Source organism: Lichenibacterium dinghuense (genome assembly GCF_021730615.1).
GTDB classification, from domain to species: domain Bacteria; phylum Pseudomonadota; class Alphaproteobacteria; order Rhizobiales; family Beijerinckiaceae; genus Lichenihabitans; species Lichenihabitans dinghuensis.
In genome coordinates this window covers 2,762,780-2,785,708 of record NZ_JAJLMN010000001.1, presented here as the reverse complement: position 1 = coordinate 2,785,708, position 22,929 = coordinate 2,762,780, and the positions used below count along the sequence as shown (strand labels likewise).

20 protein-coding genes are annotated in these 22,929 nt (G+C 73.4%); 9 read left to right on the top strand and 11 right to left on the bottom strand.

Annotated elements, in window-relative coordinates:
• Nucleotides 1-11: 11 nt before the first annotated feature.
• The 8 genes from L7N97_RS13320 to L7N97_RS13285 form a co-directional block, all read right to left on the bottom strand.
• Complete coding sequence (locus L7N97_RS13320; RefSeq protein WP_237478809.1) at nucleotides 12-1,085, bottom strand: ABC transporter ATP-binding protein; 1,074 nt, start codon at nucleotides 1,083-1,085, stop codon at nucleotides 12-14.
• Nucleotides 1,085-1,909 (bottom strand): sn-glycerol-3-phosphate ABC transporter permease UgpE, encoded by an 825-nt coding sequence (gene ugpE, locus L7N97_RS13315; RefSeq protein WP_237478807.1) that lies wholly within the window; start codon nucleotides 1,907-1,909, stop codon nucleotides 1,085-1,087. The genes L7N97_RS13320 and ugpE overlap by 1 nt, the downstream gene beginning before the upstream one ends.
• A gap of 184 nt (nucleotides 1,910-2,093) precedes the next feature.
• Nucleotides 2,094-2,975 carry an ABC transporter permease subunit gene (locus L7N97_RS13310; RefSeq protein WP_237478805.1) on the bottom strand — a complete coding sequence of 294 codons (882 nt, stop codon included), beginning with the start codon at nucleotides 2,973-2,975 and terminating at the stop codon, nucleotides 2,094-2,096.
• Between the two features lie 25 nt (nucleotides 2,976-3,000).
• Nucleotides 3,001-4,341, bottom strand: coding sequence for a sn-glycerol-3-phosphate ABC transporter substrate-binding protein UgpB (ugpB, locus tag L7N97_RS13305; protein WP_237478803.1), 1,341 nt, complete (start codon nucleotides 4,339-4,341; stop codon nucleotides 3,001-3,003).
• 177 nt (nucleotides 4,342-4,518) lie between these two features.
• Nucleotides 4,519-5,679: an oxidoreductase gene (locus L7N97_RS13300; protein WP_237478802.1), complete on the bottom strand. Its 1,161-nt coding sequence runs from the start codon at nucleotides 5,677-5,679 to the stop codon at nucleotides 4,519-4,521.
• 83 nt (nucleotides 5,680-5,762) lie between these two features.
• Nucleotides 5,763-7,064 (bottom strand): NAD(P)/FAD-dependent oxidoreductase, encoded by a 1,302-nt coding sequence (locus L7N97_RS13295; protein ID WP_237478800.1) that lies wholly within the window; start codon nucleotides 7,062-7,064, stop codon nucleotides 5,763-5,765.
• Entirely contained in the window at nucleotides 7,061-10,018 is a 2,958-nt protein-coding gene (locus tag L7N97_RS13290; protein WP_237478799.1) for an FAD-binding and (Fe-S)-binding domain-containing protein, read from the bottom strand. The genes L7N97_RS13295 and L7N97_RS13290 overlap by 4 nt, the downstream gene beginning before the upstream one ends.
• A 223-nt stretch (nucleotides 10,019-10,241) precedes the next feature.
• Nucleotides 10,242-11,168, bottom strand: coding sequence for a LysR family transcriptional regulator (locus L7N97_RS13285; RefSeq protein ID WP_237478796.1), 927 nt, complete (start codon nucleotides 11,166-11,168; stop codon nucleotides 10,242-10,244).
• An 86-nt stretch (nucleotides 11,169-11,254) separates the two neighbouring features.
• Between L7N97_RS13285 and L7N97_RS13280 the strand changes: the two genes are divergently transcribed.
• The gene (locus L7N97_RS13280) at nucleotides 11,255-12,301 is read left to right on the top strand and encodes a YeiH family protein (protein ID WP_237478795.1); all 1,047 of its coding nucleotides are present in this window, start codon (nucleotides 11,255-11,257) and stop codon (nucleotides 12,299-12,301) included.
• Nucleotides 12,302-12,358: 57 nt separating this feature from the next.
• Here the strand turns inward: L7N97_RS13280 and L7N97_RS13275 are convergent, their stop codons facing one another.
• Nucleotides 12,359-13,186 (bottom strand): carbon-nitrogen hydrolase family protein, encoded by an 828-nt coding sequence (locus L7N97_RS13275; protein WP_237482222.1) that lies wholly within the window; start codon nucleotides 13,184-13,186, stop codon nucleotides 12,359-12,361.
• Nucleotides 13,187-13,356: 170 nt separating this feature from the next.
• Here L7N97_RS13275 and L7N97_RS13270 point away from each other — a divergent pair, with 170 nt between their 5' ends.
• Entirely contained in the window at nucleotides 13,357-14,808 is a 1,452-nt protein-coding gene (locus tag L7N97_RS13270) for an exopolysaccharide biosynthesis polyprenyl glycosylphosphotransferase (protein ID WP_237478793.1), read from the top strand.
• Nucleotides 14,809-14,818: 10 nt separating this feature from the next.
• Here L7N97_RS13270 and L7N97_RS13265 read toward each other — a convergent pair whose 3' ends face one another.
• Nucleotides 14,819-15,715, bottom strand: coding sequence for a TIGR01459 family HAD-type hydrolase (locus tag L7N97_RS13265; protein WP_237478792.1), 897 nt, complete (start codon nucleotides 15,713-15,715; stop codon nucleotides 14,819-14,821).
• A 197-nt stretch (nucleotides 15,716-15,912) separates the two neighbouring features.
• Here L7N97_RS13265 and L7N97_RS13260 point away from each other — a divergent pair, with 197 nt between their 5' ends.
• The 7 genes from L7N97_RS13260 to leuB all read left to right on the top strand — a co-directional run bounded on the left by L7N97_RS13260 (nucleotide 15,913) and on the right by leuB (nucleotide 22,300).
• Entirely contained in the window at nucleotides 15,913-16,356 is a 444-nt protein-coding gene (locus tag L7N97_RS13260; protein ID WP_255721659.1) for an Ohr family peroxiredoxin, read from the top strand.
• A gap of 101 nt (nucleotides 16,357-16,457) precedes the next feature.
• On the top strand, nucleotides 16,458-16,889 hold the full coding sequence (locus tag L7N97_RS13255; protein WP_237478791.1) for an organic hydroperoxide resistance protein: 432 nt from the start codon (nucleotides 16,458-16,460) through the stop codon (nucleotides 16,887-16,889).
• A gap of 196 nt (nucleotides 16,890-17,085) precedes the next feature.
• Entirely contained in the window at nucleotides 17,086-18,435 is a 1,350-nt protein-coding gene (gene aptA / locus L7N97_RS13250; RefSeq protein WP_237478790.1) for an omega-aminotransferase AptA, read from the top strand.
• 140 nt (nucleotides 18,436-18,575) lie between these two features.
• On the top strand, nucleotides 18,576-20,066 hold the full coding sequence (gene hisS / locus L7N97_RS13245) for a histidine--tRNA ligase (RefSeq protein WP_237478789.1): 1,491 nt from the start codon (nucleotides 18,576-18,578) through the stop codon (nucleotides 20,064-20,066).
• A 64-nt stretch (nucleotides 20,067-20,130) separates the two neighbouring features.
• Nucleotides 20,131-20,736, top strand: coding sequence for a LysE family translocator (locus tag L7N97_RS13240; protein ID WP_237478788.1), 606 nt, complete (start codon nucleotides 20,131-20,133; stop codon nucleotides 20,734-20,736).
• A 99-nt stretch (nucleotides 20,737-20,835) separates the two neighbouring features.
• Nucleotides 20,836-21,117 (top strand): DUF6894 family protein, encoded by a 282-nt coding sequence (locus L7N97_RS13235; RefSeq protein WP_237478787.1) that lies wholly within the window; start codon nucleotides 20,836-20,838, stop codon nucleotides 21,115-21,117.
• A gap of 73 nt (nucleotides 21,118-21,190) precedes the next feature.
• Nucleotides 21,191-22,300, top strand: coding sequence for a 3-isopropylmalate dehydrogenase (gene leuB / locus L7N97_RS13230; RefSeq protein ID WP_237478786.1), 1,110 nt, complete (start codon nucleotides 21,191-21,193; stop codon nucleotides 22,298-22,300).
• Between the two features lie 109 nt (nucleotides 22,301-22,409).
• Here leuB and L7N97_RS13225 read toward each other — a convergent pair whose 3' ends face one another.
• Nucleotides 22,410-22,682 (bottom strand): hypothetical protein, encoded by a 273-nt coding sequence (locus tag L7N97_RS13225; RefSeq protein WP_237478785.1) that lies wholly within the window; start codon nucleotides 22,680-22,682, stop codon nucleotides 22,410-22,412.
• Nucleotides 22,683-22,929 lie beyond the last annotated feature (247 nt).

Genomic DNA, 22,929 nt, shown 5'->3' with positions numbered 1-22,929 from the left:
GGACGGCCGCGTCAGGCCGCCGCCGGCTCCATCCTGAGGCCCGTGGTGCGGTCGAAGACGTGCAGGCGCTCGGGCGGGAAGCTCACCCTCAGGCGGTCGCCGACGCCCGCGGCCGTCCCGGCGAGCTTGACGGTCAGCGAGGCCCCGCCCGGCCGCGCGGCGTGGACCAGCGCTTCCGAGCCCAGCGGCTCGACGAGCTCGACCGGCCATTCCGCGCCCGCGGGGTCGAGCATCACGTGCTCGGGGCGGATGCCCACCGTGACGGGGCGGCCGTCGCCGCCGGCGTGGCGCCCGCCCGGCAGCGGGATCTCGACGCCGTCGACCGCCAGGGCCGCGCCGCCCCGCGCCAGCGTGCCGGGCAGGAGGTTCATCGCGGGCGAGCCGATGAAGCCCGCCACATAGGTGTCGGCCGGGCGCTCGAACACCTCCAGGGGCGTGGCGAGCTGCACCGGCACCCCTTGGTGCATCACCAGCAGGCGGTCGCCCAGCGTCATGGCCTCGACCTGGTCGTGGGTGACGTAGAGGCTCGTGACCCCGAGGCGGCGCTGCAGGCGGCGGATCTCGCCACGCATCTGCACGCGCAGCTTGGCGTCGAGGTTGGACAGCGGCTCGTCGAACAGGAACAGCTTCGGGTCGCGCACGATGGCGCGGCCCATGGCGACGCGCTGGCGCTGGCCGCCGGACAGCTGGCGCGGCTTGCGCGCCAGCAGCGCACCCAGCCCGAGCAGGGCGGCCGCGTCGTCGACCTTGGTCCGGATGGCCGCCTTGGCGAGGCCGCGGATCTTGAGCCCGTAGGCCATGTTGTCGAAGACGCTCATGTGCGGGTAGAGCGCGTAGTTCTGGAACACCATGGCGACGTCGCGCGCGGACGGGTCGGCGCCCGTGACGTCGCGCCCGTCGATCAGGATGCGCCCGGAGGTCGGCGCCTCCAGCCCGGCGACGAGGCGCAGCAGCGTGGACTTGCCGCAGCCGGAGGCGCCGACGATCACCAGCATCTCGCCGTCCGCGAGGTCGAGGTCGACCCCCTTCAGGATCTCGTGGCCGCCGAAGCTCTTGCGCAGGCCTTCGAGCCGGAGGCCCGCCATCACTTGTCTCCCTCGGTCAGGCCCTTCACGAACCAGCGCTGCATGGCCACCACCACGACCACGGGCGGCAGCAGCGCCAGCACGGCGGTGGCCATCACCTTGTTCCACGCCGTCTCGGTGTCGATGCCGATCATCTTGACGATGCCGATCACCACCGTGTCGAGGTGGGGGTCGGTGACGACCAGCAGCGGCCACAGATACTGGTTCCAGCCGTACACGAACAGGATCACGAACAGCGCCGCGATGTTGGCGCCCGACACCGGGATCACGACGTCGAACAGGAAGCGCAGCGGCCCGGCGCCGTCGATGCGCGCCGCCTCGACGAGCTCGTCCGGGATGGCCGTGAAGGTCTGCCGGAACAGCAGCGTCGCGGTGGCCGAGGCGATCAGCGGCACGGTCAGGCCCGAGAAGGTGTTGACCATGCCGAGCGTGGACATGACCTGGAAGGTCGGCACCAGCCGCACCTCGACGGGCAGCATCAGCGTCATGAAGATGACCCAGAAGGCCGCCATCCGCAGCGGGAAGCGAAAGAACGCCACCGCGTAGGCCGAGGGGATCGACAGCGCGATCTTGCCGAGCGCGATGGCGAGCGCCATGCCGAAGGACACCAAGAGCTCGCGCCACACCGGCCCGGCCCCGGCCGAGCTGTTGAGCAGCACGTCCCGGTAGACGGCGAAGCCGGACAGGCGCGGGACGAGCGACAGGTCGCCGCGCGCGATGGCGGCCGCGTCCTGGGTCGAGCCCGCCACCGCGATCCAGATCGGGAAGGCGAAGATCAGCACCGCGAGGCCCAGCACGGCGTGGGGGAGGAGGCGGGAGGTCACGGCGCTGCCCCTCCCCGCTCATCCCCGCGCAGGCGGGGATCCAGCGCGAGAAGCCGGCCGAAGGCCGTCAAAATGGGAGACGCTTCCGGATCGGAGTGCGGGGGCAGGAGAAGGCCGGCCTTCGGCCGGACGTTCCGCGCTGGGTCCCCGCCTGCGCGGGGACGAGCGGCGTAGCGGAGTGCGGTCACGTCCCCGCCTTCCGCCCGAGGAACCGGAACTGCAGCGCGGACAGCACGATCACCCCCGCCATCAGCACCACGGACTGCGCCGAGGACGAGCCGATGTCGGCGTTGACGATGCCGTCGAGGTAGACCTTCAGCACCAGCGTCTGCGTGGACTGGCCGGGGCCGCCCTGCGTCAGGGCGTAGACGGTCGCGAAGGTATCGAAGGCCGCGTAGACGAGGTCGACGACCAGGAGGAAGAACACCACCGGCATCAGCAGCGGCAGCACGATGGTGCGGAAGCGGTAGAAGCCTCGGGAGCCGTCGATGCGAGCCGCCTCGATCACGCTCCTCGGGATGGCCTGCAGCCCCGCCAGGAAGAAGATGAAGTTGTAGCTGACCTGCTTCCAGGCGCTGGCGCCGACGATCAACGCCATGGCCTCGGCGCCGTTCAGCTTGTAGTCCCAGGGCACGCCGATCCGGTTCAGCCACGCGCCGACGAGGCCGATCTGGGGATGGAACATCAGCACCCACAGCACCGCCGACATGGCGGGCGCGACCGCGTAGGGCCAGACCAGCATGGTGCGGTAGAAGGCGCGGCCGCGGATCTCCGCGTCGGCGAAGACCGCGAACAGCAGGGCGAGGCCCATCGACAGGGCCGTGACGGCCGCGCAGAACAGCACCGTGCGGGCGACCGCCGCCCCGTAGAGCGGGTCGGCGAACAGCGACGCGAAGTTCTCGAGGCCCGCGAACTCGCTCGACGTGCCGAAGGCGTCCTCGCGCTGCAGGCTCGACCATATCGCTTGGCCGGCCGGCCACAGGAAGAACACCGCCGTCAGCGCGAGCTGGGGCAGCACCAGGAGGGCGGGCAGGGCCCGCCCCGGGAAGATCGTGCGGCGATCCATGGTGTCCGCGGGCCGGCGCCGCGCCTCAGCCGCGCGCCGACTTCTGGAAGTCGCGCAGGATGCGGTTGCCGCGCTCGACGGCGCTGTCCATCGCGGTCTGCGCACTCTGCTGACCCTGCAGCGCCTTCTCGATCTCCTCGTAGATCACGGCGCGGATCTCGGGCAGGCGGCCGAGGCGCAGGCCGCGCGAGTTGGCGGTCAGCTCGCCGCGCTCGAGCTGCTGCACGGGCAGGTCGGTGCCGGGGTTCTTGGCGTAGTAGCCGGACGCCTCGGTGGCGTCGTAGCCCGCCACCGTCACCGGCACGTAGCCGGTGTGCTGCGCGTAGAGCGCGACCTGCTCGGGCTTCGAGATGAACGCGTAGAAGGCGGCGACGGCCTTGTACTCGGCCTCGGTGCGCTTCGGCGCGTTCAGGGCCCACAGGCTGGCGCCGCCGATGATGGAGTTGTTGGGCTTCGGGTTGAGCGACGGCTCGACCGGCAGCAGGGCCTCGGCATAGCGGAACTGCGCGTTCTTGACGATGTCGGCGCGGCCCGACGACGAGCCGAAGCCGATGGCGGCCTGCCCGGAATAGAAGATCGCGTCCGGCCCCGAGTCGCGGCCCGTGTATTTGAAGGCGCCGTCCTTCGCCAGATCCATGAAGCGCTGGAGCTGCGCCACGAAGGGCTTTCCGTTGACGAGAAGCTGGGCGCCGAGGCCGTCGTAGCCGTCGCCCTCGGTCGCGTAGGCGATGTTCTGGATCGCGGCGAATTCCTCGAACTGGATCCAGGGCATCCAGGCCGTGGTCGAGGCGATCGGGGTCGGCGCCTTGGAGGCCAGGGTTCGCGCGGCGCGGTCGTAGTCGTCGTAGGTGACGGGCGGCTTCTCGGGGTCGAGGCCGGCCTTCTCGAAGGCGTCCTTGTTGTACCACATCACCGCCGTCGAGGAGTTGAACGGCATGGAGGCGAGCTTGCCGTCGGACAGGCTGTAGTAGCCGCGCACGCCGGGGATGTAGCTCGACGGGTCGAGCTTGAAGCCGGTCTCCTCCGCGAGCTTCCAGGCCGGCTTCACGGCCGGGCCCGCCTGCAGCATGGTGCCGGTGCCGACCTCGAACACCTGCACGATGTTGGGCGCCTGGCCGCCGCGGTAGGCCGCGATGGCGGCCGTGAGCGTCTCGGGGTAGCTGCCCTTGTAGACGGCTTCCAGCACGACGTCGGACTGGCTGGCGTTGAAGTCCCGCACGATGCGGTCGATCTCCGCGCCGTTGGCGGCCGACATGGCGTGCCAGAACACGATGCGGGTGGGCTCGCCCGCGGCCCGGACGGCGCCGGGCAGGGCCGCCCAGGCGGCGAGGGTGCCGGCGCCCGCGAGCAGGTTGCGACGATCCATGAAGCTTCTCCCCGCCGGCGGGCACGGTCCGCGGCGGGGCGCAGCTATACCGGAACGCCGGGCCGCCGCAAGCGGCGGACCAGCGCTCTGCACGCAATTTCGACTGAACAGAACCGGCGCGGCCCGTCCATGACAGGAAGATGACGGCGGACTATACTTGCCGGAGGCTGCGGCGCGTCAGGCCGCCTCGCCCTTGGCGGGCGGCAGGCCGATCGACGGCCCGTGGCCGCGGAAGTTGCGCAGCCACCAGGCCCAGTCCTGCGGCACGAGGTGGAAGGGGTCGTTGTGCTGCAGCTCGCGCGCCGCCCACACGGGCCAGTGCGGGTTGGCCAGCGCCGGCCGGCCGAGGAACACGAGGTCGATCAGCTCCTCGCGGATCACGCGGTCGGCGGTCCCCGGCACGCCGAGGTTCCAGCTCGTTCCCACCGGGATGCCGACCTCCTCGCGCACGCGGTTGGCGCGCTTGAGCATGAAGCCGACCTCGTTGAACGGCGGGTCGGTCATGTCGTCGGTGTTGAAGCCGAGGGACAGGTCCGCGAGGTCGAGCCCGTGGTCCTTCATGGCGCGGATCGCCAGGAGCGAGTCCTCGAACTGCACGCCCTTGGCGTTGAGGTCGTCCGAGCCGAGCCGCATGGTCAGCGGGTATTCCTCCGGCCACACGGCCCGCACGGCGTCGAGCGCCTCCAGGTGGAAGCGCATGCGGTTCTCGACCGAGCCGCCGTACTGGTCGGTGCGCTGGTTGGCGAGCGGCGAGAAGAAGGAAGCCCCGAGGTAGCCGTGGGCGTAGTGCATCTCCAGCCACTTGTAGCCGGCGTCCCGCGCGCGGCGCGCCGCGTCCGCGTAGGATCGGTGGAGGGCCTTGATGTCCTCGACGCTGAGCTCGCGCACGGGGAAGTCGTGGCCGTTGCCGTAGGGGATGGCGGAGGGCGCCACGCATTCCCAGCCGTGCTCGTGGTCGGGCGGGAGCTGGCGCCAGGTGCCGCGCTCGTTGGTGCCCTTGTGGGGCGGCAGCTCGCTGCCCTTGCGCCCCGTGTGGCCGAGCTGGATGGCGGGCACGCCGCCCATGCGCTCGACGATGGCGCAGACGCGCGCGTGGCCCTCGATCTGCGCGTCGTCCCAGATGCCGGCGCAGGAGGTGGTGGTGCGCCCGTCCGGCGTGATGGCCATCTGCTCGCCGAACACGAGGCCGAAGCCGCCGGCCGCGCGGGCGCCGAGGTAGCTCACGTGGTAGTCGTCGAGCTTGCCGTCGACCGAGTTGTACATGGTCATCGGCGACATGACGATGCGGTTGCGCAGCGTCACGCCCTTGAGCGTGAAGGGGCTGAACAGGTCGGGCACGGGGAGCCTCGCGAGGGATGATGTCGCGGCTCAGCTTTCAAGACGCGTGCCAGACCGGGGCGATGCCCATCGCGGCCGGCGCCTCAGCCCCGCGCCCCGACGGCGTGGACCACCTGCGCGCCGGCCTCGTACCAGACCTCCTTCGCGGCCCGGAAGCGCACCGGGGCGAGGTCCGTCACGGGCAGCGGCAGGTCGGCCTCGCCGATCTCGCCGAGGCACAGCCGGGCGAGGCAGCGCCCGAAGGCGGTGCCGGGCGCGATGCCGCGGCCGTTGTAGCCGCTGAAGCCGACGACGCCGCGAGCCAGACGGTGGAAGCGCGGCACGGCGTCGGCCGTCATGCCGATGGCGCCGTACCATTCGTGCTGGAAACCGACCCCGGCGAGCTGCGGAAACAATCTCGCGAGCGCCCGCCGCGCCCAGGCGCGGTGCACGGTGCGCCCGGTGCCGCGCAGCGCGCCGACGCTGCCGAAGACGAGCCGCCCCGCCGCGTCGAAGCGGAAGGAGCTCAGCACCTCGCGCGTGTCCCACACGCCCTCGCGCCCCGGCAGGATCGAGCGGGCGAGGTTCGACGACAGCGGCGCCGTGGCGAGGTTGAAATAGGGGAGGTGCACCTGCTCGGCCCGCACGCCGGGCCAGGGGGAGCCCGCCGGCCCATGGCCGGCCCCATAGGCGTCGGTGGCCACGATCACGCGGGGCGCCGCGACGCTGCCGGCCGCGGTGCGAAGCCGCCAGACCGCGCCCTCGTCCTCCGCCGCCGTGACGGGGCTGCCCGTGAAGAGGCGCGCCCCGGCCCGCAGGGCCGCGCCGGCGAGGCCGCGCGCGTAGGCCAACGGCTGCACGGTGCCGGCCCGGCGGTCGAGCAGCGCGCCCGCGTAGGCGGAGGTGCCCACGGCGCCGGCCGCCGCGCCGGCGTCGAGCAGCGCGACCGGCGCGCCGCGGGCCCGCCACTGCCGCGCCCGCTCGGTCACCTCGGCGAGGCCGGAAGCGCCGACCGCGCAGTGCAGCGTCCCGGCCCGGACCGCCTCGCAGGCGATGCCATGGCGCTCGACCGTGTCGAAGACCAGCCCCGGCGCGTCGCCGAGCTCCCTCAGCAAGCGCTCGCCGTGGACCGGCCCGAGCAGTTCCGGCACCGCGTCCGGCATGATCCACAGGCCGGCGTTGACGAGGCCGACGTTGCGGCCCGAGCCGCCGAAGCCGACCTCGACGGCCTCCAGCAGCGCCACGGAGGCGCCGCCCTCGGCGAGGTGCAGCGCGGCCGACAGGCCCGTGTAGCCGCCGCCCACGATCGCGACGTCGGCCGCGACGTCGCCGGCGAGCGACCCCGTCTCGGGCGCCGGCGGCGCCGAGCCCTCCCACAGCCCGTGGCTGCGGGGGTCGCCCCTCACCCCGCGGAGCCTTCGAGATGCGCCAGGATGGCCTCGACGGGGTGGCGCGGCCGGTGCCCGGCGAAGCGCTCCGTCTGGCAGCGGCAGGAGAAGCCGGTGGCGAGTGTCGCGGCCGGATCGGGGCCGATCCGGCTCCGCCAGCCGATGTCGAAGATGCGGCGCGACAGCTCCGCCTGCTCGGCCTGATGGCCGAACAGGCCGGCCATGCCGCAGCAGCCGACCTTGGGGAAGCGCGCGTCGAGCCCGAGATGCGTCATCACCCTGCCCCAGCGCGCCGCGGTTTCGGGCTGTGCGGTCTTCTCGGTGCAGTGGAGCAGGATGTCGAAGGCGGGTCCAGCCCCGCGCGGCCGGGCCGGGATGCGCCCGGCCGCCGCCTCATCGGCGAGGAAACGGTCGATCGACACCACGGGGGCGAGCGGCTGAAGCACGGAATATTCCGCATATTCCTTGTACTCGCCGTCGTGGAGCAAACCGGTCGCGGCATCGAGGCTGACGAGCGGCACGCCCTCGGCGGCGAGCCGGGCGCGTTCGGCCAGGGCGCGGCGCGCGACCTTCGCGAAGGCGCCCTCCAGGCCCAGCACCTGCAGCGCCTTGCCGTTGGGGCGAACGGCGGAGACCGTCACGCGGTAGCCGAGCCGCTCCAGCAGTCGCCCCGCGGCGTCGATCACCGCGCCGTCGAAGGTCGACAGGAAGCTGTCGCGCAGCAGCACGACGCGCGGGCCGCCGCCGGAGGCGCGCGGCCGCCAGCGCGTCGGCGCGGGATGCGGCAGGTCGACGAGGCCGAAGCGGCCCCGCAGCAGTCCCCGCACCGGCCCCGACCCCATGAGCGCGCCGGCGAGGCCGGGCGCGGCGCGCACGAGCCCGAGCCCGGCTTCGAGGTGGCGCAACAGATGGTCGCGCAGCGGGCGCGGCCGCGATGCGTGGTAGGCGCCGAGGAAGCGCGACCGCATCTCGGGGATGTTCACCTTGACGGGGCAGAGGCTCGCGCAGGCCTTGCAGGACAGGCAGGTGTCCATGGAGGCCTTGGTGTCGGCCTCCACGGCGGCGAGCTCGGCCGCCACGTCGCGACCCCGCGCCGCCTCGGAGCGCAGCCGCATCCAGGCGCGCAGCAGCGTGGCCCGGCCCTTCGGCGACTGCACGCGGTCCCGCGTCGCGTGGTAGGACGGGCACATGGCGTCGTAGTCGTCCCACGAGTGGCAGGCGGCGTTGCCGTTGCAGCTCACGGCGCGGCCGAGCCCCGCCCGCTGGTCCTCGGCGATCAGACGGTCGAAGCTGCCGCGGGTCGGGACCTGGTCGATGCGGTCGATCGGGCCGCCGAGGCCGGGCGAGGCGAGCTTGCCGGGGTTCAGCAGGTTGTCGGGGTCGAAGGCGCCCTTGATGCGGCACAGCTCGTCGTAGAGCACGGGGCCGAAGAACAGCGGCGAGAACTCGCCGCGGTAGCCGCGCCCGTGCTCGCCCCAGATCAGCCCGCCGTGGCGCTTCACGAGATCCGCGACCTCGTCCGACACGGCGCGGATCATCGCCTCCTCGGCCGGGTCCGTCATGTCGAGCGAGGGGCGGACGTGGAGGCAGCCGACGTCGGCGTGGCCGTACATGCCGTAGCCGAGCCCGCGCCGGTCGAGCAGGCCGCGGAACTCCGCCACGAAGTCGGCGAGCCGCTCGGGCGGCACGGCCGTGTCCTCGACGAAGGCCGTGCCCTGGCGGCGCGTGCCCTCCATCTCGCCGAGACGCCCCATGAGGCCCACGGCCTTCTCGCGCATCGTCCACACCTGGGCGACGCGCGCGGGGTCGTCGATCCGCGCCCAGTCCATGGCGGGGAAGGGCGAGGCGGCGAGCAGCGCCGCGCAGCGCTCCGCGGCGGCCGCGAGCGCGTCCCGGTCGTCGCCCGCGAACTCGACCACGTTGAGGCCGCGCACCGCCGCCGCAGCGGGGCCGCCCAGCACGGATTCGAGGCCGGACCAGATGACGTCGCGGCTCGCCAGCTCCAGCGTCTTGTCGTCGAGGATCTCGATCGCCAGCGGGTCGGCGGCGAGCAGGTGCTGCACGTCGCGCAGCGCCGCGTCGAAGGAGCCGTAGCGCGCCACCATCAGCAGGCGGTGCTTCGGCAGCGGCGTGATGCGCAGCACGGCGCGCTTCGTCACCGCCAGCGTGCCCTCGGAGCCGGCGAGGAGCCGGACGAGGTCGTAGGTGCCGTCCTGGCGCGTCACGCCCTGGAGATTGTAGCCGGTGAGGCCCCGGTTCATCGCCGGGAACGTGTCGGCGATGAGCGCGGCATGCTCCTCGACGACGCGCAGCACCTCGGCGTGGGCCTCGCCGGCGACGCCGCCCGCCGCAACCACCGCCTCGACCTCGGCGCGGCTGCGCGGGCGCACGGTGAAGTCGGAGCCGTCCGACAGCACCACGTCGAGCGACAGCACGTGGTCCGAGGTGCGGCCGTAGATGCGCGAGCCCTTGCCCGAGGCGTCGGTGGCGATCATGCCGCCGATCGTGGCGCGGGTCGCGGTCGACACCGCGGGCGGGAAGAAGAAGCCGTGCGGGCGCAGGGCCGCGTTGAGCTGGTCCAGCACCACGCCGGGCTCGACCGCCACGGTGCGGGCCTCGACGTCGAGCGCGAGGATGCGGTTCATGTGGCGCGACAGGTCGAGCACGGCGCCGCCGGTCAACGACTGGCCGTTGGTGCCGGTGCCGCCGCCGCGCGGCGACAGCGCGAGGTCGGGCACGGCGCGGGCGGCCCGCACGGCGGCGTTCACGTCCGCGGCGGCGAGCGGGTGCAGCACCGCGGCGGGCATGACCTGGTAGACGCTGTTGTCGGTGGCCGCGACGAGGCGCGGGCCGATGCCGGTCTCGACGTCGCCCGAGAAGCCCTCGCGCGCCAGGGCGGCCCGCAGCGCCTCGGCGCGGGCGGCCTCGCCGGCGCGGGCCTGGCGGTCCAGCGTTGTGACGTTCGCGTCCACGGGAGGGCTCCGGTCGGGGGTGGGGCTTCACCGCCCGAGATAGCGGCTCGGGCACGCGACCGCAAAGCCGCTCCGTCCCGCCCGGACGCGCTCAATCGAAGCGGCGCCCCCCCGCAGCGGCTCCCGCGCGCGATCGAGGGACGCGACCGGAATCCGGCGACCCGCGCCCCTCCGTACCGAGCTGGCCCGGGGAGGGACGGCTTCCGTGCTTCGCCTCGCGGCATCAGATGTCGTAGCTCGACGCCTCGGACCGCCGCGCCCGCTCGCGTGCGGCTTCCCGCAGGAGGGCCTCGAAGGCGACCGACACCTTCGTGCGGAAGCGTTCCTTGTGGCGCACGAGCGCGAAGCGGCGCGTCGGCAGGGGATGGTCGATGCGGCACAGGCGGCCCGCCGCGACGTGGGGCTGGACGACGAGGTCCGACACGGCGGTCAGGGCGTCGCTGCCGATCGCCGCCGCGCAGACGGCCTCGTTGGTCGGCAGGGTCAGCACCACGCGGAGCTTCCCGAGGTCCACGCCCCGCTCGCGTAGCGCCGCTTCGAGGGCCGCGCGCGTCCCGGAGCCCGGCTCGCGCATCACCCAGCGGGCGGCCTCCAGCGCCGAGGCGGGCACGTCCCGGCGCCGGGCGAGCGGATGCCGCGGCGACGCCGCGACGACGAGGCGGTCGTCGGCGAGCGGCACGACGCTGAGCGCCGGCTCCGCGACCTCGCCCTCGACGCAGCCGATCTCGGCCTCGCCGGCCAGCACGGCGGCGACCACGCCCGCGGTGTTGCCTTCGGCGAGGCTGAGGGCGATCCCGTCATGCGCGGCCGCGAACCGCATCAGCAGCGGCGGCAGCCAGTAGCTGGCCAGCGTCTGGCTCGCCGCCAGGCTGAGCCGGCCGCGCTTCAGGCCGCCGAGCTCCTGCAGCGCCAGTTCCGCCCCTTCCGCGGCCGCCAGCACCGTCCGCGCTTCGCCCAGGAACGCGCGCCCGTCCTCGCTCAACTCGAGGCGCCGGCCGACGCGGTGGAACAGCCGCACGCCGTGGCGGCCCTCCAGCGCCTGGATGGCCGCGGTCGCGGCCGAGGGCGTGAGGTGGCAGGCTTCCGCGCCCCGCGTCAGGTGCTCGCGCTCCGCCACGGCGACGAAGACGCGGAGCTGGTCCAGGGTCATTCGATCCACCCGAACGGAACGGTCGAAACATGCGAATGGATTGAACACGCCCGGCGCCGCACATCAAGCGGGACCGGAGACGTCCCATGCAGCCCTCCTCGCCCTCGCGCCTCGCCGTCCTGCCGGGGCTCGCCCTCTGCGCCGGCGTGACGGCCCTGGCCTGCGGGGGCGAGGCGCTCGAAGCCCACCTCCTGGGACGCTCCTGGCTCGAAGCCCTGGTGCTCGCCATCCTGCTCGGCACGGCGGTCCGCACCGCCTGGACGCCTGGCGCCCGTTTCCGCGCGGGCATCGCCTTCGGGGCCAAGCAGATGCTGGAAGTCGCGGTCGCCCTGCTGGGCGTCTCGATCTCGTTCCGCACCCTGGCCGCGGTCGGGCCGGGTCTCCTGTTCGGCATCGCCGGCGTGGTCGCCCTCGCGATCCCGGCGAGCTTCGGCATCTGCCGCCTGCTCGGCCTGCCGCGGCGCATGGCCGTGCTGGTCGCCTGCGGCAACTCGATCTGCGGCAACTCCGCCATCGCGGCCGTGGCGCCGGCGATCGGGGCGGACGGCGACGACGTCGCGGCCTCCATCGCCTTCACGGCGGTGCTCGGCGTGGTGGTCGTGCTCGGGCTGCCGCTGTTCGGCGCCGCGCTCGGCCTCAGCCCGCTCCGCTTCGGCACGCTCGCCGGCCTCACCGTCTACGCGGTGCCGCAGGTCCTCGCCGCCGCGGCGCCGGTCGGCCCCGCCGCCGTGCAGATCGGCACGGTCGTCAAGCTGGTGCGCGTGCTGATGCTCGGCCCCGTGGTGCTGGCGCTGTCGGTGCTGGCGGGCCGCCGGCGCGCCGAGCCGGGCGAGGCCGCCCCCCGCGCCGCGGCCGGCGGCGTCCGCCTCCGCCGCATGGTGCCGCCGTTCATCCTGGCCTTCCTGGCCCTCGCGGCCCTGCGCTCGGCCGGCCTCGTGCCCGCGGCGGCGCTCGCCCCGGCGGCCGCGCTCGCCGACGGCCTCACCATCCTGTCGATGGCGGCGCTCGGCCTCGGGGTGGACGTGCGGGTCGTCGCGAAGGCCGGGCCGCGCGTGACCTGCGCCGTCACGCTGTCGCTCCTCGTGCTCGGCGCCGTGAGCCTCGGGCTGATCCGCATCCTCGGCCTCGCGTGAGAGGGGCGGGCCGGGTCGCCCCGGCCGAACCGCGCCGCTCGCAGGCGCGGCGGCGCCTCATTCCCGCGGCATGTTTCGCCGGTGCTGCGCCACCGGGATCATCGCCCGCACGCGCTCGACCCGCTCCGGCTCGACCCGCCCCGCCGCGATCCCGACCCCGTCGCTCGCCCGCGCCGTGACGAGGCCCCAGGGGTCGACCAGCATGGAATGGCCGTAGGTGGTGCGGGTCTGCCCGCCCTGGGCGAAGGTGCCGGTCTGCGCCGCCGCGGCGACGTAGCATTCCGTCTCGATCGCGCGGGCGCGCAGCAGCACCTCCCAGTGGTCCTTGCCGGTCTGCATCGTGAAGGCGGCCGGCACGGCGATGAGGCGCGCGCCGCGGTCCATCAGCGCCTGGTACAGGAACGGGAAGCGGATGTCGTAGCAGATCGAGCAGCCGACCGTAACGCCCTCGCAATCGTAGGTGGCGACGGCCTCGCCGGGCGCGAACGAGGCGCTTTCCCGGTATTCGGTGCCGTCCGGCGCCGTGATGTCGAAGAGGTGAATCTTGCGGTAGCGGGCCACCTCGCGGCCGCTCCGGTCGAACGCCACGGCCGTGTTGCCGATGCGCTCCCCGCCGGGCAGCCGCTCCAGCATCGAGCCCGCGTGGATGAACACGCCGTGGCGCCGCGCGAGGCCCGCCATCGCCGCGTAGGCTTCGCCGTCCGGCAGGCGGTCGGCCGCGGCGAACTTCGCCTCCCGGGTGCCGCCGAGGAAGTCGAAGCATTCGGGCAGCAGCACCCAGTCGGGCCGCTCCTCGGCGACGGCGCGCTCGATCAGCGCCGCGGCCTGCCGGAGGTTGGCAGCGCGGTCGTGGCCGGAGTTCATCTGGATCAGCGCGACCTTCATGAGCGGCACTCCCGGGATCGTCCACCTGTGCCATCCGTGCACGGCCCCGCGCCGCGCGGCAAGCGCGGGGGCGCCCGATCCGGCCCGATCCGGCACGGGATCGACCCTTCGGCGAGGGCACGCGGCTTGCGGCGAGCGGGGGGACTTCAGACTTCCCGGGATCGCCCCTCGTGCCGCGCGCCGCCCTCCTCTCCGCTTCCCTGGCCGCCTCGCGGCGGCGCTCCCTCGCTCACCGCCTGTCGCGCGTCCGGCCCAGCACGGCCTTGACGCGGGTCGGCTTCCTGCTGCTGGCGGCCGGGCTCGACGCGGCGGCGATCCTCGGGATCGCGGCCGCGAGCGGCGCGGCGCTCGGCCACGGGGCGGAACCGTTCAAGGACATCGTGCTCGGCGCCGCCATGGCGGTGCTGTTCGTGGTCCCGGGCGCCCTGCGGCACGACTACGCCATCACGCGCTACCTGTCCCACAAGGGCCACGCCAAGCGCGCGCTGACGCTGTGGGGCATGGCGGCCGCCGGGGCGCTGGGCTTCGCCTTCCTGACCAAGACCACCGACAGCTTCTCGCGCGGCGGCACGCTGGGGCTGGTGGTCGGGGGCGCGGCGGGGCTGCTGGTGCTGCGCACCGCGCTGGTCGGCGTCATGCAGTCGCGCGCCGCGGCGGGCCGGGTCGCGTCGCGCCACATCTTCCTCGTCGGCGACGAGGACATGATCCGCGCCTTCTCCGAGCGCCACGCGCCCCACCAGGTCGGCCTGCGGGTCGTCGGCGCCGCGGTGCTGCGGCCGGGCGAAGACACCCGCGCCGACGACCTCGCCCTCGCGGTCGCGTCGGCACGGGTGATCCGGCCGGACGACGTCTACATCCTCGTGCCCTGGGGCGACCGCGACCGGCTGGACGCCGCGATCGACGCCTTCATGGGCGTGCCGGCGGCCGTGCACCTCGCGCCCGAGCGCTTCCTCGACAAGTTCGACGACCTCCACGTGATCCGCAACGGCTCGGTGGCGTCGCTGCACCTCGTGCGCCGGCCGCTGTCGTCGAGCGAGGTGCTGGCCAAGCGCGCCCTCGACGTGGCCCTGGCCGCGGCCGCGCTCCTCGTTCTGGCCCCGCTCTTCGCCGCGATGGCGGTGCTGATCCGGCGCGAAAGCCCCGGCCCCGTGTTCTTCAAGCAGCGCCGCTACGGCTTCAACCAGGAGCCGTTCCGCATCTACAAGTTCCGCTCGATGAGCGTCGCCGAGGACGGCCGCGCCGTGCGCCAGGCGACAGCGGGCGACAGCCGCATCACGCGGATCGGCCGCTTCATGCGCCGCACCAACGTCGACGAGCTGCCGCAGCTCCTCAACGTGCTGCGCGGCGAGATGAGCCTCGTCGGCCCCCGCCCCCACGCCATGGCGCACGACCAGGCCTTCGAGCGCGAGGTCGCGCTCTACGCCCGCCGCCACAACGTCCGCCCCGGCATCACCGGCTGGGCGCAGGTCAACGGCTGGCGCGGCGAGACGGACACGCCCGAGAAGGTGATCGGCCGCGTCGAGCACGACCTCTACTACATCGACAACTGGTCGCTGATGCTCGACCTGTCGATCATGGTGCGGACGGTGTTCTCGCGGAAGGCCTACAGGAACGCGGGCTGAGCGGGGGGCGCTACCAGGCGAGGTCTGGGATCGCGTAGGCGGGCCGGTGCGCCGCGCCCCGGAGGAAGGCCGCGAGCCGGGCGGGGTCGAGCGTGCCGTCGCCCGGCCCCGTGTCGTCGCGGTGGATGCCGTTGGTGACGAACAGGCAGTCGAGCCCTCGGGCCACCGCGCCGGCGACGTCCGTGCGCATGCCGTCGCCGACCGCCAGCACGCGCGACGCGTCGACGTCCCGCCCGCGCGCCGCGGCGGCCAGGGACAGCGCGAGGTCGTAGATCGGCGCGTGCGGCTTGCCGGCGTAGAGCACGGTGCCGCCGAGCGCCTCGTAGCGCTCCGCCAGGGCGCCGGCGCAGAAGATCAGCTGGTCGCCCACGTGCACCACCACGTCCGGGTTGGCGCAGATCATGGCGATCCCGCGCTCGCGCATGGCCGCGTAGGTGGCCTCGTAGTGGTCGGGCGTCTCCGTGCGGTCGTCGAACAGGCCCGAGCAGATGACGTGGGCGGCCTCGTGCAGCTCGCCGAGCCGCGGGCGCCGCCCGGTCTTGGCATGGACCTCGTCCATCAGGGCGCGGTCGCGCTCGGGGCCGATGTGGTGGAACGGCCCCTCGCCGCGCGCCGCGATCAGCGCCACCGTGCTGTCGCCCGAGGTGACGATGTCGTCGTAGGCCGTGCGCGGCACGCCGAGCGCGTCGAGCTGGGCGCGGATCGGCGCGTTGGGCCGCGGCGCGTTGGTGATCAGCACCACCGTGCCCCCGCCCTCGCGGAACCGCGTCAGCGCCGCGGCGGGGCCGGGAAAGGACCGCTTGCCGTCGTGCAGCACGCCCCACACGTCCGACAGGACGACGTCGTAGCGGTCCGCGACGGCCGACAGGCCGGGCAGGATGGGCGTGGTGGGGGCGGGCTCGGTCATGCGGGCGGGCTTACGCGCGGGGGCGCGGCATGTCGAGGCGGGCCGTCTCCCACAAATATCAAACCCGCCCCGCAACCGCGGACGGCCTTCCGTCGTAGTGGCGCTGAACGCGGATGGGTTTGGCGAGGCGCCGGTGCCGGGCCTATAAGCGCCGCCCGCCGGCCCCGTCGGCCGGCCTCGGCACCAGGAAGATCTTCATGGCCATCGCCAGCATCAAGCCGCTCTTCACGACCAAGTCCGTCGCCACGGGAGGCCGCAACGGCGTCAGCAAGGCCGACGACGGCAGCGTGTCGGTGACGCTGTCCGTGCCGAAGGAGATGGGCGGCCCCGGCAAGCCCGGCACCACCACGCCCGAGCACCTCTTCGCCACCGGCTATGCCGCCTGCTTCTGCGGCGCGCTCGACTTCGCGGCCAAGCAGGCCAAGAAGGACGCCACCGGCGCCGAGGTCACCTGCGCGGTGTCGATCGGCCCGCGCGAGGGCGGCGGCTTCGGCCTCGCGGTGCGTATGACCGTGGTGGACGGCAAGATCCCCACCGCCGAGCTGAAGGAGCTGGTCGAGCAGGCCCATACCGTGGTCTGCCCCTACTCCCACGCGACGCGCGACAACGTCGACGTCCAGTTCGACGTCCAGGGCGCCTGACGCCCCTCCCCCTTCTCGCGGCTTCGACCCGTCGGGCCGCGCAGGACCGGCCCGGGCTCCCGCGGGAGCCCGGGTCCCGCATCACCTCAGGAGTCGAGACCATGCCAGTCGAAGCCAAGTACAAGACCTCCGCCACGGCCACGGGCGGCGGCCGCGACGGCCGCACCACGCTGGAAGACAAGACCATGGACCTCCAGCTGACCGTGCCGAAGGAGCTCGGCGGCCCGGGCGGCGACGGCGCCAACCCGGAGAAGCTCTTCGCGCTCGGCTACGCGGCCTGCTACCTCGGCGCCATGCGGGTCGGCTCGCAGCAGACCGGCATCAAGATCCCGCAGGGCTCGACCGTGAAGGCCGACATCGGCATCGGCCCGCGCTCCGAGGGCGGCTTCGGCATCACGACCGACCTCGAGGTGTACCTGCCCGGCCTCTCCAAGGAGGATGCCGAGAAGCTCGCCGAGGCGACCCACGGCATCTGCCCCTATTCCAACGCCATCCGCGGCAACGTCGCGCTGAACACCAAGGTCCGCACCTGACCCGAGGGCGGGCCGCGATCGGGTGACCCCGCCCGATCGCGTGATCCTGCCCGCAGCGACGCGGGGCCGGAGCCGCGACGGTTCCGGCCCGGGCCGGGGGCGCGTCCCCCGGCCGCTTCCATCGGGACCGGCCTCGACGTAAGGTGAGGGGCGGTCCCGCGGTCCGGGGCCATCCTTCCCGTCTCAGGGAGCCCCGATGCCCTCCTCCGCCGCCGCCCTGGCCCCGCAGGCCGAGATCCCCAACGATCTCGAAGCCTTCTGGATGCCGTTCACGCCGAACCGCTCCTTCAAGAAGAACCCGCGCATGATCACGCGGGCCAAGGGCATGTTCTACTACACGCCGGACGGCCGCGCCGTGACGGACGGCACCGCGGGCCTGTGGTGCACCAACGCCGGCCACAACCGCGAGCCCATCGTGGCCGCCATCCAGGCGCAGGCGGCCGAGCTCGACTACGCCCCCGCGTTCCAGTTCGGGCACCCCAAGGCCTTCTCGGTCGCGTCCCGCATCGCGGCGCTCGCGCCCGCCGACCTCGACCACGTGTTCTTCGCCAACTCCGGCTCGGAAGCCGTCGACACGGCGCTGAAGATCGCCCTCGCGTACCACAACGTCGCCGGCCGGGGCGGCCGCACCCGCCTCATCGGCCGCGAGCGCGGCTACCACGGCGTGGGCTTCGGCGGCATCTCGGTCGGCGGCATCGTGTCGAACCGCAAGCAGTACGGCACGCTGCTCAGCGGCGTCGACCACCTGCCCCACACGTACAGCCGCGAGCACCAGGCCTTCACCAAGGGCGAGCCGGAGTGGGGCGCCCACCTCGCCGACGAGCTCGAGCGCATCGTCATGCTGCACGACGCCTCGACCGTCGCGGCCGTGATCGTGGAGCCGATGGCGGGCTCGACCGGCGTGCTGCCGCCGCCCAAGGGCTACCTGCAGCGGCTGCGCGCCATCTGCGACCGGCACGGCATCCTGCTCATCTTCGACGAGGTGATCTCGGGCTTCGGCCGCCTCGGCCACGCCTTCGCGGCCGAGCGCTACGGCGTCGTGCCGGACATGATCTGCTTCGCCAAGGGCGTCACCTCCGGCACGGTGCCGATGGGCGGCGTCGTGGTGAGGAAGCCCATCTACGACGCCTTCATGCGCGGGCCCGAGCACGTCATCGAGCTGTTCCACGGCTACACCTATTCGGCGCATCCGCTGGCCTGCGCGGCCTCCCTGGCGGCGCTCGACGTGTACCGGGACGAGGACCTGTTCGGCCGCGCGCTGAGGCTGGAGCCGGTGTGGGCCGAGGCGATCCACGGGCTGCGCGGCCTGCCCAACGTGCTCGACATCCGCACGGTCGGGCTCGTCGCGGCGATCGACCTCGCGTCGCGGCCGGACGCGGTCGGGGCCCGCGCCTACGAGGCGATGGACCGCGCCTTCCGCGAGCACGACCTGATGGTCCGCATCACCGGCGACACGATCGCGCTGACCCCGCCGCTCATCATCTCCGAGACCGAGATCGGCGACATCGCCGACAAGCTGAAGACGCTGCTGTCGACCCTGCGCTGAGGCTGCATCGACGATCCGGTTTCCAAAGGGCTGGCCCTTTGGCGGGGTTTGGGGCAGAGCCCCAAAGAAATACTCCCATCGGGGCTCCGCCCCGAGCCCCGCCAAAGGCCGAGGGCCTTTGGAAACCCGTTCAGAGCACGATGACCGACCTCACCAAGCCCCGCCTGCCCCGCGGCCTCGCCGACCGCGGGCCCGCCGACCTCGCCGCGACCGCCCGCATCACGGCGGCGATCCGCGACACCTACGAGCTCTACGGCTTCGAGGCGGTGGAGACGCCCTTCATCGAATACACGGACGCGCTCGGCAAGTTCCTGCCCGACCTCGACCGCCCCAACGCCGGCGTCTTCTCCTTCAAGGACGACGACGACCAGTGGCTGTCGCTGCGCTACGACCTGACGGCCCCGCTCGCCCGCTCGGTGGCGGAGCGCTACGACGCGCTGCCTAAGCCCTACCGCTCCTACCGCTCGGGCCCGGTGTTCCGCAACGAGAAGCCCGGTCCCGGCCGCTTCCGCCAGTTCATCCAGTTCGACGCCGACACGGTGGGCTCCGCCTCCGTCGCGGCCGACGCCGAGATGTGCATCATGGCAGCCGACACGCTGGAGCGGCTCGGCATCGCGCGCACCGACTTCGCCGTGAAGGTCAACGACCGCAAGGTGCTCGACGGCGTCATGGAGCTGATCGGCCTCGGCGGCGAGGCCGACGCGGGCCGGCGCCTCACCGTGCTGCGCGCGGTCGACAAGCTCGACCGGCTCGGGCCCGCGGGCGTGGAAGCGCTGCTCGGCGCCGGGCGCCGCGACGACTCCGGCGACTTCACCAAGGGCGCGGGCCTGCCGCCCGACGCCATCGCGCGCGTGCTCGCCTTCACGGCCGCGCGGGGCGCCACCGCGGCCGACACGGTCGCGAACCTGCGCGACGCGGTCGCGGGCTCGGCGCGGGGCGAGGAGGGCGTCGCCGAACTCGCCGAGATCGCGCGGCTCGTCGAGGCCGCCGGCCGCTCGGATTGCGTGGTGATCGACCCCTCGGTCGTGCGCGGCCTCGAATATTACACCGGCCCGGTCTTCGAGGCCGAGCTGCTGTTCACCGTCACGGGCGAGGATGGCGAGCCGATCCGCTTCGGCTCGGTCGGCGGCGGCGGCCGCTACGACGGGCTCGTGGCGCGCTTCCGCGGCGAGCCGGTGCCGGCGACCGGCTTCTCGGTCGGCGTGTCGCGCCTCGTCGCGGCCCTCAAGGCCGTGCGCAGCCCGCTCGTCGGCACGGCGCAGCCCCGCGGCCCCGTGGTGGTGGCGGTGCTGGATAAGGGGGAAATGGCCCGCTACCAGGGCCTCGTGACGCGGCTGCGCGCGGCCGGCATCGCGTCCGAGCTCTACCTCGGCGCCTCGGGCATGAACGCCCAGCTCAAATACGCCGACAAGCGCAACAGCGCCTGCGCGGTGCTGCAGGGCTCGAACGAGCGCGACGCCGAGGGCGGCCCCGTGGTGATGATCCGCGATCTCGTGCTCGGCGCCGAGCTCGCCAAGGGCTCCAAGGACCGCTCCGATTACCTGGAGCTGCGCCAGCGCGCGCAGTTCCCCGTGGCCGAGGACGCCATGGTGGAGGCCGTGCGCGAGGTGTTGGCGCGTCACGGAGATTGAAGGCCGCTTCACGCCGGCCGCCGGGCGGCATAGCATCGCGCACTCTGTCCCCGGGAGACGCGCGATGGACCTCGGCACCGCGGCCACCTTCGCCCTGGCCTTCTTCCTCTTCGCCGCGAGCCCCGGGCCGGACAACATCACGATCCTGTCGAAGACCGTGAACGACGGGCCCGCACACGGCGTCGCCTACGGCTGCGGCGTGGTGGCGAGCATCGGCTGCTTTGTGGTCCTGGCCGCGGTGGGGCTCGACGCCGTCGCGGGTGCGGTGGGCGAACACATCCGCTTCGTGCGCTACCTCGGCGCGGCCTACCTGGTCTACACCGGCATCGCGATGTGGCGCGCCCCCGTCGCGGTCGCGCCGCGGCGGCTGCGGGGCGGCCTCCTGCGGCTCTTCGGCCTCGGCTTCCTGCTCAACGTGTCGAACCCCAAGATGCCGGTCTTCTATCTCGCCCTGCTTCCGGGCGTGCTCGGCACCCATCCTCTCACGGCGGCCGACACGCTGGTCCTGCTCGCCGTGATCCTCGCCGTCGAGGGACTGGTGATCGGCGGCCACGTGGCCCTGGCGCTGCGGGCCAGGAGCGCGCTGGCCCGGCCCCGCCGCCTCCGGGCGCTCAACCGCGGCGCCGGCGCGCTGATGGTCGGCGCCGGCGCGCTCGTCACGGCGCGCTGAGGATACCGGGATGATATGGCGGCGATATAACGCCGCTATGTCGGCCGAACCAATCTGTCGGCGGGTGAATTGAAGGAGGTCCTCTGTCAGGGGCCTGCCATGCCGCTGTACTACATCGATCTGTACGACAACGAGACGCTCGCCCGGGACGAGTTCGGGCTGGAGCTCGACAGCCTCTACGAGGCGCGCGAGCAGGCCATCGCGCTGCTGCCCGACCTCGCCCGCCAGGGCCTGCCGGACGGCGACAGCCACGATTACACGGCCGTGGTGCGCTGCCGGGAGGGCCGCGTCCGCTACGAGGCGACGCTGTCGCTGCGCGGCACCTGGATCGAGGCGCCGGCCTACCCGCCGACCGGCGAAACCTCAGCGACCCACCACTGACGCATCGGCGCTTGCGTCCGCGGCGCGGCCCCGGCTAGTCCAGGCGCGACACCGACGCGCCGCGAGAGACACCATGCCGACCCATAAGCTGCTCCTCCTGCCCGGCGACGGCATCGGCCCCGAGGTGGCGGCCGAGGTCGAGAAGGTCCTGGCCCGGATCGAAGCCCGGGGCTCGGCGCGCTTCGCGGTCGAGCGGGGCCTCGTCGGCGGCTGCGCCATCGACGCATACGGCGTGCCGGTCAGCGACGCCGACGTGGCCCGCGCCGCGGCGGCCGACGCCGTGCTGCTCGGCGCGGTCGGCGGCCCGAAGTGGGACGGCGTGCCCTACGAGATCCGCCCCGAGGCCGGCCTGCTGCGCCTGCGCAAGGACCTCGGGCTCTTCGCCAACCTGCGTCCCGCCATCTGCCACGCCGCGCTGGCCGACGCCTCCTCGCTGAAGCGCGAGCTCGTCGAGGGGCTCGACATCCTGATCGTGCGCGAGCTGACCGGCGGCGTGTATTTCGGCGAGCCGAAGCAGATCATCGACCTCGGCAACGGCCAGAAGCGCGGCATCGACACCCAGGTCTACGACACCTACGAGATCGAGCGCATCGCCCGCGTGGCCTTCGAGCTGGCGCGCAAGCGCGGCAACCGCGTCACCTCGTCGGAGAAGCGCAACGTCATGAAGTCCGGCGTGCTGTGGAACCAGACCGTGACGGCGCTGCACGCCCGCGACTATGCCGACGTCGGGCTCCAGCACGAGCTCGCCGACGCGCTCGGCATGAAGCTCGTGCAGCGGCCGAAGCAGTTCGACGTCATCGTCACCGACAACCTGTTCGGCGACATGCTGTCGGACGTCGCCGCCATGCTGACGGGCTCGCTCGGCATGCTGCCCTCGGCGTCGCTGGGCGAGACGGACCTCGCGACGGGCCGGCGCCCCGCCCTCTACGAGCCGGTGCACGGCTCGGCCCCCGACATCGCGGGCCGCGGCATCGCCAACCCGCTCGCCATGATCGGCTCGCTCGCCATGGCGCTGCGCTACTCGCTCGACATGGGCGCAGAGGCCGACCGCCTGGAGCGCGCCATCTCGACGGCGCTGGAGCGCGGCCACCGCACCGCCGACCTCGCGCGGCCCGGCGAGGCCTCGATCTCGACGGCCGAGATGGGCGACGCCGTGGTGGCGGCGCTGGACGAGGCGGCCTGACGGATCGACGGGCCGGGCCGGGGCGCGCTCCGTCGCGGCGCCGTCCCGTCCGGCCGGCGACGTCGAGCCATCCCCGCGCCGCGCCCCACGGGACGGCGGAGGCTCGACGTCACGGGGCCTCCATGAAGCGGGGCAGCACCTCGAGGCCCGCCGAGCGGGCCGCGCGCGGGCTCGCGTAGCCGACGTCCCCCCGGCCGATGGTGACGGCGCCGAAGCGTCGGATCTCCCAGACGAACTGCAGGTGCGCTTCGGGGCGGCGGACGACGAAGACCTCGGGTGTTTCGCGCGGGAGCGCCTGCTCCCTCTTGCGGCGCCGCGCCTCGGCGGCGGCGGCCCGGGCGGCCGCGGTGAAGTGACGACGGTTGGGCTTGTCGAGCGGCATGGGATGACAGCTCCCGCGATGAACACACGTTCATGTGGCACGCGGGCCGCAGGCCCCTCGCCAGCACAGGTTAAGACGAGATCAACAAAATCTTCGGATCCGCTGAATTTCGCACCGCGATCACGCCTCCGCGAAGGAATTCGAGCAGGATGACGGAGCCCTCATAGGTCAATGACCTATGTTGATGCTTGCGGACATTCGACTCGACAGAGCGGCGGAGCCGTTCCAGGCGGCACTCTCATACGGC